The 12,579-nt window shown below is 63.2% G+C and carries 6 protein-coding genes and 3 rRNA genes; all 9 read right to left on the reverse strand.

What is annotated here, in order from left to right:
* Positions 1 to 18: 18 nt before the first annotated feature.
* A complete protein-coding gene (smpB, locus tag BIGA_RS05190) occupies positions 19 to 501 on the reverse strand; it encodes an SsrA-binding protein SmpB (RefSeq protein ID WP_033507873.1) in 483 nt (160 codons plus the stop codon).
* 25 nt (positions 502 to 526) lie between these two features.
* Positions 527 to 1,867: a CHAP domain-containing protein gene (locus tag BIGA_RS05195; protein WP_237744062.1), complete on the reverse strand. Its 1,341-nt coding sequence runs from the start codon at positions 1,865 to 1,867 to the stop codon at positions 527 to 529.
* A 122-nt stretch (positions 1,868 to 1,989) separates the two neighbouring features.
* Complete coding sequence (gene ftsX, locus BIGA_RS05200) at positions 1,990 to 2,913, reverse strand: permease-like cell division protein FtsX (protein ID WP_033507871.1); 924 nt, start codon at positions 2,911 to 2,913, stop codon at positions 1,990 to 1,992.
* Positions 2,910 to 4,163 (reverse strand): cell division ATP-binding protein FtsE, encoded by a 1,254-nt coding sequence (ftsE, locus tag BIGA_RS05205; protein WP_033507870.1) that lies wholly within the window; start codon positions 4,161 to 4,163, stop codon positions 2,910 to 2,912. The genes ftsX and ftsE overlap by 4 nt, the downstream gene beginning before the upstream one ends.
* A 38-nt stretch (positions 4,164 to 4,201) precedes the next feature.
* Positions 4,202 to 5,332 carry a peptide chain release factor 2 gene (gene prfB / locus BIGA_RS05210; RefSeq protein ID WP_033507869.1) on the reverse strand — a complete coding sequence of 377 codons (1,131 nt, stop codon included), beginning with the start codon at positions 5,330 to 5,332 and terminating at the stop codon, positions 4,202 to 4,204.
* A 170-nt stretch (positions 5,333 to 5,502) separates the two neighbouring features.
* Positions 5,503 to 6,495, reverse strand: a complete 993-nt coding sequence (gene dapD / locus BIGA_RS05215) for a 2,3,4,5-tetrahydropyridine-2,6-dicarboxylate N-succinyltransferase (RefSeq protein ID WP_033507868.1) — start codon at positions 6,493 to 6,495, stop codon at positions 5,503 to 5,505.
* A gap of 982 nt (positions 6,496 to 7,477) precedes the next feature.
* Positions 7,478 to 7,595, reverse strand: a 5S ribosomal RNA gene (gene rrf / locus BIGA_RS05220).
* A gap of 150 nt (positions 7,596 to 7,745) precedes the next feature.
* A 23S ribosomal RNA gene (locus tag BIGA_RS05225) occupies positions 7,746 to 10,805 on the reverse strand.
* 397 nt (positions 10,806 to 11,202) lie between these two features.
* Positions 11,203 to 12,579 (reverse strand): 16S ribosomal RNA (locus BIGA_RS05230); the annotation flags it as partial.

The following is a 12,579-nucleotide window of genomic DNA, read 5'->3' on the forward strand; positions in this document are numbered from 1 at the left end:
GCACCTACGGACAGCCCATTAACGGTGCCGCATATTGGCGTAGCGCATGATGCGGAGGGCCTCGCGCTTGTCCTGCTCCTCGCGCAGCGCCTGACGCTTGTCGTATTCCTTCTTGCCTCGGGCCAGCGCGATCTCGGCCTTCACACGGCCGTCCTTGAAATACAGGCTCAGCGGCACGATGGTGTACCCCTTGGCCTCGATGCCACGGCTCAGTTTGGCGATCTGCGCGGCGTGCAGCAGCAGCTTACGCTTACGCTTGGGCGCGTGATTGTTCCACGTGCCGTTGAGGTATTCGGGGATGTTCGCCCCCTCCAGCCAGATCTCCCCACGGCGGTCGATGGACACGAACGACTCAGCCAGCGAGGCCCGCCCCTCCCTCAAGGACTTGACCTCGGTGCCGGAGAGCACGATGCCGGCCTCATACCGGTCCTCGATGGCATAGTCGTGCCTCGCCCTGCGATTCTGCACGATCAATGATGTCCCCTGCTGTTGCTTGGACACTGGGACGATCCTTTCGTCGGTACTGTCAGTAATGGATATACGTGTAGTTGGAGGCGTTGTAGACGGTCTCCCACGCGGGGAAGGTGGCGAAGCCGGTGCCGCCCTCCGAGATGAGCACGGAACCATCTGCGTTCACGCGCTCGACGACCGCCACATGGCCGTAATAGGGGTCCGCGTACCAGCCGTTGACGTACTGGCCGCGTTCGAAGACCATGACCGCGCCGTAATGCGGCGTGTTGTTCACCAGGTAGCCCAGGCTGCGGGCGGTGTTGTCCCACTGCTCGCCATTGCCCATATACGATCCGACCGGCAGGCCGAGTTCGGAGCGGCGCAGGTACGCCCACAGCGTGCACTGGCGGGCCGGATAGGCGGAACCTCCCACCGTGTTGCCGGTCGAATGCCCGTAGCAGTAGCCGGACCCCGCCGGGCAGCTGCCCGGGACCGCGTAGTTCATGCCGCTGGCCGTACCGCCGCCGGTGGAGCCGCCGCCGGTCGAACCACCGCCAGAGCCGCCACCGGTATTGCCGCCGACCTGCTGCTGACCGCCCGCATTCGGGTCGGGGGCCTGCGGCGTCTGCTGGGCGGCCCACGAATCGATCTCAGATTTCATGGCCACGATGTCGGCGGCCTCGCGGGCCTCCTGCGTGGTGAGCTGGTCGGACTGCGATTCCAGTTTCTGCCGGGCCGCCTCGCCCTGTTCGCGCAACGCCTGCAGGTCATCCTGCCGGTCCTGCGCCTCCGCAGCCGCCTTGGCCGCCGAAGCGGCCTGCTGATCGGCCTGCGTCTTCAGCTGGGCGATCTCGTCCTCGATGGCGGCAAGCCGTTCCTTGCGGTTCATGGACACGCCCAGTTCACCGGCGGCGTCGGCCGCCGCGTTCGCCTCGGAACGGGCCACGGCCGCCTGCGACTGCATGCGACCCACGAATTCGTCCGTGGTGGTGGAATTCGTCACCACGCTCATCAGATCGGATGCCGTTGAACCGTGGAAGCTCTCGCGTGCCAACTGGGCCACCGCGTCCTTGGCGTCGTCGTAATCCTCGCCGGTCTGCGCGATCTTCTCCTCCAGATTCTCGCGGTCCTGACGAGCCGCCTCCAAACGCTCCGCCGTGGCATCCGCCAGACTCTGGGCCTGGTCGGCGGCCTGCTGCGCCTGATCGGCAGCCTCCACCGCCGCAGGAATCTGGTTCTCCGTCAAGTCGTTCAGTTGCAGGATCGTGTTGGCCAGGTCCTCGTTCACACCCGCCAGCTGCGCCTTGAGATCCGCATGATCGGCGACCGCCTGATAATACTCGTTCATACTGGGAACGGCCTCGGCCGTCGGCGCCCATGTCAGGTTCGCCACTGCGGTACAGACCAGCATCGCCATGCAGGCAACCATCCCCGTTGCGACCTTGGCTCGCCCCATCGCCCTCATCAGCCCACCTTTCCGCTGCGACGTGTCCGTAGTGCAGCCATTGTAATCAATCGTCCTGAAAACACCAGCGCCGATCAGGCCTTCAGGTACCGACGCAGCGAGATCGTCGAAGCCACCACGGACAGCGCCATGGCACCCACCACCAGCACCGGCGCGGTCAGCCACACGGTCCGCTGCGTGATGAACGGCATCCACTGCACGTTCTGCGCAAGCCAATCGGTGATGAACACCTTCACCAGCGCGTTCAATGCGCCGCAGGCCAGCATGGACCCCAGGAACGAGGCCACCACGCCCTCCAACACGAACGGCAGCCGGATCGTCCAATTCGAAGCGCCCACCAGACGCATGATCTCGGTCTCGTTCTTCCGGGAGGCGGCGCTCAGCCGGATCGTGGTGCCGGTCAGCAGGATGGCGACCACCACCATCACCGCGGCCAGCACCACGGTGACCACCGTGGCGCGGTTGAGCACGGCGAAGATCGGGTCGAAGATCTGCCGCTGGTCCACAACCTCCTCCACGCCGGTGCGTCCGCTCAGCACCTCGGAGACGACCTGATACTTCGTCGGGTCCGTCAGTTTGAGCCGCAGCGAATCCTGCATATCGGCGGCGGTCAGCGTGCGCCCCTGGTAGGTGCCGTCCGGATACTGCTGCAGGAACGTGTCATTGTAGAAATCCTCGCGGCTGACATACGTGATCTGCGAGACGTCGTCGCCCAGCTCCTGCCGGATCAGATCCTGCAGCTGCACGATCTCGGTATCCGTCGGCGCCACGCCCGCCGCGCAGGAGGCCGCCTGGCTGGTGCCGTCCGGGCACAGCCAGACCACCACCTCGACCTGGTTGTACCAGTCGCCCTTGGCCCGGGTGATCTGCGCCTGCAGCAGCACCGAGGCGCCGATGAACAGGAACGAGATGAACGTGACCAGCATGACGGACAGGATCATTGACACATTGCGCCGCAGGCTGGTCCAAGTCTCGGACAGAATGAAACGCGCTCTCATCGGTTCTCCTCCCCCGTGGAATCCTCTTCACTCGACCGGTCGGGTTGCGTGGGCGGCATCGGCGGCGTGGGCGGCATCGGCGGTTCCGCTGCCGGTGCCGGAGGAACCGGGGCGGCCGTCGATTCATCGGCGTGCCCCGGCGTCTGCCGTTCCTCGGACTGGACTTCGCCCTGTTCCGCAGGCTGGGCATCGTCCGTTTCGGCCGCGTCGCCCGGCTCGCTCTGCCGTTCCTCGCCGGCGTATTCCTCCAGGCTCAGCCCACGGCCCCAGGTCAGCGTGTTCTCCACCGGCGCGAAGGCCTCGCCGTACCGTCCGGTCCTCCCGGAATGCACGGACTGCGCCAATCGGGCAATCCCCTCGTCGCCCGCGCCCGCGGATACCGCCTGGGATACGGCGTCGATAACCTGGGCCGCGGTCTCACGGCGATCGCCGGTCACCTCAATGGCGACGGTCGCGTCGGCCGAGGCGGCATCGCCGTCCGGACGGAACCGCGCATCCGCATCATTCGACTCGATCGACAGCTGAGCCTTCGACTCGACCTCGGCATCCGGGAAATACAACGCGGAATCATAGGATCCCTGAGCCTCGTCGCGGACGATCTTGCCGTTGTGCAGCTCGACGACGCGCTTGCGCATCGAGTTGACGATCTCCTCGTTGTGCGTGGCCATCACGATGGTGGTGCCGGTGCGGTTGATGGCGTCCAGCACCTCCATGATGCCCAGCGACGTGGTCGGGTCGAGGTTGCCGGTGGGCTCGTCGGCCAGCAGGATCTGCGGATGGTTCACGTAGGCGCGGGCGATGGCCACACGCTGCTGCTCGCCGCCGGACAGCTCGTGCGGGTAGTTGCGTTCCTTGCCGGTCAGACCGACCGTCTCCAGCACCTTCGGCACCAGGGCGCGGATCGTGGAGCGGCTGGTGCCGATCACCTCCAGCGCGAAGGCCACGTTCTGCCAGACCGTCTTGTTGTTGAGCAGCTTGTAGTCCTGGAATACGAAGCCGATCGACCGCCGGTACTGCGGCACCTGACGGTTGGTCAGACGGCGCAGGTCGTTGCCGGCCACGCGGATCTCGCCGTCCGTCGCCTCCTCCTCGCGCAGGAGCAGGCTCAGCAGCGTGGTCTTGCCCGAGCCCGACGCGCCCACCAGGAACACGAAGTCGCCGCGTTCCACATGCAGTGTGACATCGTCGAGCGCGGGACGCGTGCCCCTGGGGTAGACCTTGCTGACGTGATCAAGCGAGATGAGCGCCATGTCCAATCCTTACTGTTGTACGCGATTGTCGTACGCGATTATGCTTCGGCTTCCTCCGCGGCGGCGCGGCGCTGCTCATGGCGCCAGCGGATGCCGGCCTCGATGAACGCGTTGATGTCGCCGTCGAACACGGCCTGGGTCTGCGAGGTCTCATACCCGGTGCGCAGATCCTTGACCATCTGATACGGGTGCAGCACGTAGGAACGCATCTGGTCGCCCCAGCTGGCCTTGATGTCGCCGGCGAGCTCCTTCTTCTTCTTGGCCTCCTCCTCATGGCGCAGCACCAGCAGTCGGGACTGGAGCACGGCCATGGCGGCGGCGCGGTTCTGGATCTGCGAGCGCTCGTCCTGCATGGTGACCACGATGCCGGTGGGCAGGTGGGTGATGCGCACGGCCGAGTACGTGGTGTTCACACCCTGGCCGCCGGGGCCGGATGAGCAGTACGTATCCACGCGGATGTCGGTATCCGGGATGTCGATGTGATCGGTGGCCTCGACGAGCGGCACTACCTCCACCGCGGCGAAGCTGGTCTGGCGGCGGCCCTGGTTGTCGAACGGGGAGATGCGCACCAGACGGTGCGTGCCGCCCTCCACGGACAGGCGCCCGTAGGCGTACGGCGCGTCCACCTGGAACGTGGCGGACTTGATGCCCGCCTCCTCGGCGTACGAGGTGTCCATCATCTTGGCCTTGAACCCGTTGCGTTCGGCCCAGCGCAGGTACATGCGCAGCAGCATCTGCGCGAAGTCGGCCGCGTCCACGCCGCCCGCGCCGGAGCGGATCGTCACCACGGCGGAGCGTTCGTCGTACTCGCCGTCCAGCAGCGTCTGGATCTCCATGTCGTCCAGGTCCTGCCGGATGCTGCCGATCTCGGACTGCGCCTCGGCCAGCGTATCGGCGTCGTCCTCCTCGCGACCGAGTTCGACCAGCGTCTCCACGTCGTCGATACGCTGGTTGGCGGAGTCCAGACGCTTGAGCTGCGACTGCGCCGCGGACAGACGGCTGGTCACCTTCTGCGCGTTCTCCGGGTCGTCCCACAGACCCGGGGCGGACGCCTGCACCTCAAGATCCTGGATCTGCGCCTTGAGACGATCCACGTCCAATGCCTTCGCGATCGACTCGTATTTGGCTCGCGCCTCGCCGATCGCCTGGGAAAAATCAAATTCTGCCATCGTTCACCACCATACAGTTCTTATTGTGAAAATCCTTGGAAACCACTGCCCGCCGACCTTCGGGATGTCCCCGCCATGGTACTCCGACCCCTTGTCCTGGGTCGTTGTTCTCGCAGCGCAGAACGGCCCTTCCCGCATTATGGAAAGGGCCGATGTGGACGCGATGGCGCTCAGTTGTGCTGGTGCAGCTCGCTGTTCAGCTCGATGCCGGTCTTGCGGTACCGGGCCTCGATGGCGCCGGTCAGCGAGTTGCGGATGAACAGGATGTTGTCCTTGCCGCTCAGCTCGGCGCCCTTGACCACGTCCAGCGGTTCGCCGGCGGCCTGCTTGGCCTTGTCCACCACGGTGATCTTGGTGCCGGCCGTCACGTACAGGCCGGCCTCCACCACGCAATTGTCTCCCAGCGAGATGCCGATGCCGGCGTTCGCGCCCAACAGGCTGTGCTCGCCGATCGAGACGCGGTGCTTGCCGCCGCCGGACAGCGTGCCCATGATCGAGGCGCCGCCGCCGATGTCGGAGCCGTTGCCGACCACCACGCCCTGCGAGATGCGGCCCTCGACCATCGAGGTGCCGAGGGTGCCCGCGTTGAAGTTCACGAAGCCCGCATGCATGACGGTGGTGCCCTCGCTCAGATAGGCGCCCAGGCGGGCGCGGCCGCCGTCGGCCACGCGCACGCCGGAGGGGATCACGTAGTCGAGCATGCGCGGAATCTTGTCCAGCGAGATCACGGTCACGCCGGCGTGCGGCATGCCCGGCGTGGTGCGCATGCGTTCGGTTTCCACGTCCATCTTGCGCAGCGCGAAGGTCTCGGTGGCGAACGGACCGTAGTTGGTCCACACCACCGTGGCGAGCTTGCCGAAGATGCCGTCCAGGTTCAGCGTGTTCGGCTTGGCCAGGCGCATGCTCATCAGGTGCAGGCGCAGGTAGGCGTCGGCCGCATCCGCGATCGGCTCGTCCAGTTGGCTGACGGTGAACACGGGCAGGCGGCGCACGCCGCGGGCGTCGGCCTCCATATGCGCCATCATGTCGAAGTTATGGTTCGGGCGGCTGCCCTCGGCCGGCGCCTCGCCGACGGTCAGCTTCGGATACCACACGTCCAGGGTGTTGCCGGCCTCATCCACGCTGGCCAGACCCCAGCCCCACGCCGTACGCGATTCGCTCATCGTTGCTCCTTATACGCGAGAATGTTCCGTACCTAGCATAGTCGAACCGTAGTCCGCACAGTATCGTCCGCGGGTTCTAGATAGAAGTGCAACACCTGCCTAGGGTTGGAAGTGTCTAGGTTCCAGCTGGAGGTGTTGCACTCATGGGTACAGCCACGTATGACCGTGTATACGTGTACGCGAAGCAGGACGGAACGGTCAAAAGCGTGATCAGCGCTCATCAGAATCAGTGGTATAGCGTTGACATCCATGGCCAGGAGTGGAATGTTGATGACGATGCTGGCCTGTACACAGTGCAGTAGCGGTGTATGTCATGATAAAGCGGCTGTTTGGAGTCGTCGTTGCTGCGTGTGCCGCCATAGCGCTGATGATCGGTGTCTCCAGTTGCTCCGATTCGGAAGTGACGCCGGAGACATCCGATTCCGGCGCGCGCCTGGCACCGTCCGTGTCAGACTATGCTGAGCAATTGGCTGACAAATTCGCAGGTTCGATGGATGATCGTCAGCGGGAGGCCGTGGAACGGGTGGTCGAGACCGGTGAAGTCTCGCAATCGGATTATGAACAGGCGTTAAGCGATTATCGGCAATGCATGATCGACTTCGCCGAGAATACGAACGATATCAGAACGGAACGGCGGACTCGGATGAATGGCCGTTTTCGTTTCCTGAGGACACCTCCGAATCCCAAATGTGCCGCGTCAGCAACGGATGGATCAGCGTGGACCAGACCGATCCCGTGGAAGAGCTATGGTGACCTTGCGTTTTGTGTTGTCGTGTGGTGCGGGCCGGGGCCGGTTCGGGGTCGGCGTCGACGCCCACGAAGGCGGCTTCGGCATCAGAAGCGGCTGAGCCGGACGGTCATGACACGCCCGGTAAGACCCGCATTTCTTTCCTAACCCTGGGGCGTGCTTCTGGCGTGTTTCGTGGGTATGCGAAGGGCCCCCGGGAGCGTGGTGCTCGACCGGGGGTCCTTGTGACGGTGAATGCGGCGGCGTGCTACTCTCCCACATCCTCTCGGGTGCAGTACCATCGCCGTGCCAGGCCTTAGCTTCCGGGTTCGGAATGGGGTCCGGGCGTCTCACCTGGGCCATGGCCGCCGCAAATCTTCAATTCTTCTTCCCACCGCTCGGGTGGGGGATGGTCCCGGGTGGCGGTCCGGGAACCGGAGGATGGACGCGATGTTTCGTTGTTCCGTGTCTTGTGACCGTGCTCCCTGTCGTCCGGGGAAGCGGCCGTCGCGGAAGACGCGCAGTAGATTGCCCCTCGTCCGTTAGTACCGGTCAGCTCCACCCCTCGCGGGGCTTCCACGTCCGGCCTATCAACCACGTGTTCTGCATGGGGACTGCAGGATCCGAGGATCCATGGAACCCTTATCTTGGAGCAGGCTTCCCGCTTAGATGCTTTCAGCGGTTATCCCTTCCGAACGTAGCCAACCAGCCGCGCCACTGGCGTGACGACTGGCATACCAGAGGTTCGTCCACCCAGGTCCTCTCGTACTATGGGCAGGCCTCCTCAAGGTTCCGACGAGCGCAGAGGATAGAGACCAAACTGTCTCACGACGTTCTGAACCCAGCTCGCGTGCCGCTTTAATCGGCGAACAGCCGAACCCTTGGGACCTGCTCCAGCCCCAGGATGCGACGAGCCGACATCGAGGTGCCAAACCATCCCGTCGATATGGACTCTTGGGAATGATCAGCCTGTTATCCCCGGGGTACCTTTTATCCGTTGAGCGATGCCGCGTCCGTACGCCGGCACCGGATCACTATCTCCGACTTTCGTCCCTGCTCGACCCGTCGGTCTCGCAGTCAAGCCCGCTTGTGCGATTGCACTCGACACCCGATTGCCAACCGGGCTGAGCGGACCTTTGAGCGCCTCCGTTACTCTTTGGGAGGCAACCGCCCCAGTTAAACTACCCGCCAGGCACTGTCCCTGACAAGGATGACTTGTCGAGGTTAGACATCAAACGAGAACAGAGCGGTATTTCACCTGCGGCTCCACGGATGCTGGCGCACCCGCTTCGAAGCCTCCCGCCTATGCTACACAATCCGCGCCTAATGCCAATACCAAGGTATAGTAAAGGTCCCGGGGTCTTTTCGTCCTTCTGCGCTTAACGAGCATCTTTACTCGTACTGCAATTTCGCCGAGCTCCTGGTCGAGACAGTGGGGAAGTCGTTACGCCATTCGTGCAGGTCGGAACTTACCCGACAAGGAATTTCGCTACCTTAGGATGGTTATAGTTACCACCGCCGTTTACCGGGGCTTGAATTCACCGCTGCCCCCCGAAGGGATGACGGATCCTCTTAACCTTCCGGCACCGGGCAGGCGTCAGAGCGTATACAGCGACTTACGTCTTCGCACGCTCCTGTGTTTTTGGTAAACAGTCGCTACCCCCTGGTCTGTGCCACCCCCGCACGCTCCCCAGGCTAGCTGGTTCACCCGCAGGGGTCTCCCTTATACCGAAGGCACGGGAGTAATTTGCCGAGTTCCTTGACCAGGATTCGCTCGATCGCTTTGGTATTCTCTACCTGACCACCAGTGTCGGTTTGGGGTACGGGCGGCTGACAGCCTGACGCCGAAGCTTTTCTCGGCAGCCGGGATCACCGGATTCGGCCCATACGGGCCCCACCATCGCACCTCGCCCTCATGCCCCCCGGATTTGCCTGGGGGACGGGCTGCGTGCTTGGCCACGGAAAACCACCTCCGCGGCCGGCTACCCTTCTGCGTCACTCCTGCGCTGACCTACCGGGGCTACGGTCCCAACACGACGCCGCGACCCAGGCCCGAAGGCCGGGGAGACGACGACGCGGAGGTTAGTGCTCACCCTTTCGGTTTTGGCGGCTGAAAGCCGGTACGGGAATATCGACCCGTTCATCCATTCGACTACGCCTGTCGGCCTCGCCTTAGGACCCGACTCACCCAGGGACGATGAACGTGGCCCTGGAACCCTTGGTCATCCAGCGGGCGGGATCTTCACCCGCCTCTCGCTACTCATGTCTGCATTCTCACTCCCCAACGGTCCACGGCAGGATTCCTCCGCCGCTTCGCCCCGCAGGGGACGCTCTCCTACCCAGCAGCAAAGCTGCTGCCGCGTCTTCGGTGGCGTGCTTGAGCCCCGCTACATTGTCGGCGCGGAACCACTAGACCAGTGAGCTGTTACGCACTCTTTCAAGGGTGGCTGCTTCTAAGCCAACCTCCTGGCTGTCTATGCGACTCCACATCCTTTCCCACTTAGCACGCGCTTGGGGACCTTAGACGACGGTCTGGGCTGTTTCCCTTTCGACGACGGAGCTTATCCCCCGCCGACTCACTGCCGGGATACACGCCACGGGTATTCGGAGTTCGGCTGCTATTGGTACCCGATATGGGCCCGCAAGCATCCGGTAGCTCTACCCCCCGGACGCACTCACCCGACGCTGCACCTAAATGCATTTCGGAGAGAACCAGCTATCACGGAATTTGATTGGCCTTTCACCCCTAGCCCCAGGTCATCCCCCCGGTTTTCAACCCAGGTGGGTTCGGTCCTCCACGCGGTCTTACCCGCGCTTCAACCTGCCCAGGGCTAGATCATCCCGCTTCGGGTCCAGGGCGCGCGACTCAAACGCCTTTTAAGACTCGCCTTCGCTACGCGTACACCACACGGCTTACGCTCGCCACGCACCACTGACTCGCAGACTCATTTTTCGATAGGCACGCCGTCACCCCCCAAGGAGGCTCCGACGGATTGTAGGCGCACGGTTTCAGGAACTGTTTCACTCCCCTCCCGGGGTGCTTTTCACCTTTCCCTCACGGTACTAGTACGCTATCGGTCAGACAGATATACTTAGGCTTACCCGACGGTCCGGGCAGATTCGCACGGGATTCCACGGGGCCCGTGCTACTTGGGAGACGCGACCGGGAGACGACGCACGTTCGGCTACGGGGCCATCACCCTCTGCGGCCGGGAATTCAATCCCGTTCGCCTCGAACGCCGTTTTATCACTCCCGCCGGGCCCGTCGGGGCCCGGACGCGCGATCCCGCAACACCGCATGCGCAACCCCCGACGGGTATCACACGCACACGGTTTGGCCTCATCCGCTTTCGCTCGCCACTACTCACGGAGTATCCTTTCCTGCAGGTACTGAGATGTTTCACTTCCCTGCGTACCCCCCGCCCAAGGCGGTGCCGGCCCATGACGGCCGGCGGGTTCCCCCATTCGGAAATCCTCGGATCAAAGCCCTGCTGGCGGCTCCCCGAGGCTTATCGCAGCCTCACACGTCCTTCATCGGTACTGTCTGCCAAGGCATCCACCATACGCCCTTCACGGGCAACCACACGGCCGCCCGCGACAAAGCCAGCAAACACCGGACAACAGATCTTCGCACTAATGATCACAAAACGATCAGAACAAAGAACAAAACCTCTACAAGAAGAAGTTCGTCCGAAAAAACAGTAAACAAGAAAAGAATCTTTCTTGCTCGCGTCCACTCTCCAGTTCTCAAACCACCACCACGACCGGAACCCGAACCCGCGAACCCCACCAGGGGGACGGACGGGACCCGGTATGGCGAACCGCGCCAGACCCGAAGGCCCGGTGGCGGTCCGGGAACCCAAAAGCATGCCCATACCACAACGAGCCACCGATCTCTTCCACACCAGCAGCCCCACCGACGCCGGACCATCCGGCCGGGGGGCGACACCGGGCGCGAACCGCGCCCTGAATCTCCGTAGAAAGGAGGTGATCCAGCCGCACCTTCCGGTACGGCTACCTTGTTACGACTTAGTCCCAATCACGAGCCTCACCTTAGACGGCTCCCCCCACAAGGGTTAGGCCACCGGCTTCGGGTGCTGCCCACTTTCATGACTTGACGGGCGGTGTGTACAAGGCCCGGGAACGCATTCACCGCGACGTTGCTGATTCGCGATTACTAGCGACTCCGCCTTCACGCAGTCGAGTTGCAGACTGCGATCCGAACTGAGACCGGTTTTCAGGGATCCGCTCCATGTCGCCATGTCGCATCCCGTTGTACCGGCCATTGTAGCATGCGTGAAGCCCTGGACGTAAGGGGCATGATGATCTGACGTCATCCCCGCCTTCCTCCGGGTTAACCCCGGCGGTCCCCCGTGAGTTCCCGCCATGACGCGCTGGCAACACGGGGCGAGGGTTGCGCTCGTTGCGGGACTTAACCCAACATCTCACGACACGAGCTGACGACGACCATGCACCACCTGTGAACCCGCCCCGAAGGGAAACGACATCTCTGCCGTCGTCGGGAACATGTCAAGCCCAGGTAAGGTTCTTCGCGTTGCATCGAATTAATCCGCATGCTCCGCCGCTTGTGCGGGCCCCCGTCAATTTCTTTGAGTTTTAGCCTTGCGGCCGTACTCCCCAGGCGGGATGCTTAACGCGTTAGCTCCGACACGGAACCCGTGGAAAGGGCCCCACATCCAGCATCCACCGTTTACGGCGTGGACTACCAGGGTATCTAATCCTGTTCGCTCCCCACGCTTTCGCTCCTCAGCGTCAGTAACGGCCCAGAGACCTGCCTTCGCCATTGGTGTTCTTCCCGATATCTACACATTCCACCGTTACACCGGGAATTCCAGTCTCCCATGCCGCACTCCAGCCCGCCCGTACCCGGCGCAGATCCACCGTTAAGCGATGGACTTTCACACCAGACGCGACGAACCGCCTACGAGCCCTTTACGCCCAATAAATCCGGATAACGCTTGCACCCTACGTATTACCGCGGCTGCTGGCACGTAGTTAGCCGGTGCTTATTCAACGGGTACACTCACTCTCGCTTGCTCCCCGATAAAAGCGGTTTACAACCCGAAGGCCTCCATCCCGCACGCGGCGTCGCTGCGTCAGGCTTTCGCCCATTGCGCAATATTCCCCACTGCTGCCTCCCGTAGGAGTCTGGGCCGTATCTCAGTCCCAATGTGGCCGGTCGCCCTCTCAGGCCGGCTACCCGTCGAAGCCTTGGTGGGCCATCACCCCACCAACAAGCTGATAGGACGCGACCCCATCCCATGCCGCAAAAGCTTTCCCAGAATCCCATGCGGTCATCTGGAGCATCCGGCATTACCACCCGTTTCCAGGAGCTA

The sequence above is a fragment of the Bifidobacterium pullorum subsp. gallinarum genome (genome assembly GCF_000741215.1).
GTDB classification, from domain to species: Bacteria; Actinomycetota; Actinomycetes; order Actinomycetales; family Bifidobacteriaceae; genus Bifidobacterium; species Bifidobacterium pullorum_B.

Excerpts from the sequence above, each read along its gene's own strand:
- BIGA_RS05195 (WP_237744062.1), bottom strand. The coding sequence starts at position 1,867 with ATGGCGATGCTGGTCTGTACCGCAGTGGCGAACCTGACATGGGCGCCG.
- ftsE (WP_033507870.1), bottom strand. The coding sequence starts at position 4,163 with ATGGCGCTCATCTCGCTTGATCACGTCAGCAAGGTCTACCCCAGGGGC.
- prfB (WP_033507869.1), bottom strand. The coding sequence starts at position 5,332 with ATGGCAGAATTTGATTTTTCCCAGGCGATCGGCGAGGCGCGAGCCAAA.
- ftsX (WP_033507871.1), bottom strand. The coding sequence starts at position 2,913 with ATGAGAGCGCGTTTCATTCTGTCCGAGACTTGGACCAGCCTGCGGCGC.
- dapD (WP_033507868.1), bottom strand. The coding sequence starts at position 6,495 with ATGAGCGAATCGCGTACGGCGTGGGGCTGGGGTCTGGCCAGCGTGGAT.